2 protein-coding genes are annotated in these 1,178 nt (G+C 71.0%); both read right to left on the bottom strand.

The window, feature by feature from the left end; genetic code table 11:
- On the bottom strand, positions 1–340 hold a 340-nt coding region (locus CFP71_RS42345), incomplete at its 3' end, for a gluconeogenesis factor YvcK family protein (protein WP_279629274.1).
- Positions 327–1,178: RNase adapter RapZ (gene rapZ / locus CFP71_RS42340; protein WP_143267303.1), on the bottom strand; the 852-nt coding region annotated here is incomplete at its 5' end. The genes rapZ and CFP71_RS42345, both read right to left, overlap by 14 nt.

Raw genomic sequence — 1,178 nt, 5'->3', positions numbered from 1 at the left:
GCGCGGCGACCGGGTCGCCGAGCACTTCGAACAACCCGGCCAGCAACAGGTTCCCGACCGCGTGCCCGGCGAGCGCGCCGTCACCGCCGAACCGGTGCTGGAACACCTCCGCCCACAGCGTTCCGCCGTCTTCGGCGGCGAACGCGGCGAAGGCCTGCCGCAGGTCGCCCGGCGGCAGCAGCCCGAGTTCCCGGCGCAGCCTGCCGGACGAGCCCCCATCGTCCGCGACGGTGACCACGGCGGTGACCTGCGAGGTCACCCGGCGCAACGCGGTGAGGGTGGCGTGCAGGCCGTGCCCGCCCCCCAGTGCCACCGCTCGCGGCTCGCTACTCGCGGCCAAGGTCGCGGTGCACCACCTTCACGGCCATACCGTCCTCATTGGACAGACGCTGGGCGAGTTCCTCGGAAATGGCGACGCTGCGGTGCTTCCCGCCCGTGCAGCCGACGGCCAGCGTCAGGTACCGCTTGCCCTCACGCTTGTAGCCGGCACCGATCAGGCGCAGCAGCTGGTGGTAGCGGTCGAGGAACTCGTCCGCTCCTTCCTGGCTGAGCACGTAGTTGCGGACCTCGCCCTCGAGGCCGGTGTGGTCGCGCAGTTCCGGGATCCAGAACGGGTTCGGCAGGAACCGGACGTCCATCACCAGGTCGGCGTCCATCGGCAGGCCGTACTTGTACCCGAACGACAGCACGGTGACCCGGGTCTGCGTGCTGGCCTCGGAACCGAAGGCGTCCTCGATCTTGGCGCGCAGGTCGTGCACCGAAAGCGACGACGTGTCGAGCACGAGGTCGGCCTCTTCCCGCAGCGGCTCCAGGAGTGTGCGCTCGGCGGTGATGCCGTCGGCGAGCCTGCCGTCACCCTGCATCGGGTGCCCGCGGCGGACGGCCTCGAACCGGCGCACCAGCACCGCGTCGGTCGCTTGCAGGAACAGCACCCGCGGCTTGTAGCCCCGGGCGTCCAGGTCCTTGATGACCGAGGCCAGGTCGTCGGTGAACGCGCGCGAGCGCACGTCCATCACCACGGCGACCTTGGTGATCGCGCCCCGCGCCTGCGCGCCCAGCTCGACCATGGTGGCGATCAGCTCGGGCGGCAGGTTGTCCACCACGAACCAGCCCAGATCCTCCAGGCATTTCGCGGCGGTACTGCGGCCCGCTCCGGACAGCCCGGAAACGACCGCGAC

It is taken from the genome of Amycolatopsis thailandensis (genome assembly GCF_002234405.1).
Lineage (GTDB): Bacteria > Actinomycetota > Actinomycetes > Mycobacteriales > Pseudonocardiaceae > Amycolatopsis > Amycolatopsis thailandensis.
The sequence above is the reverse complement of the archived record's forward strand: the minus strand, read 5'-3'. Positions and strand labels throughout refer to the sequence as shown.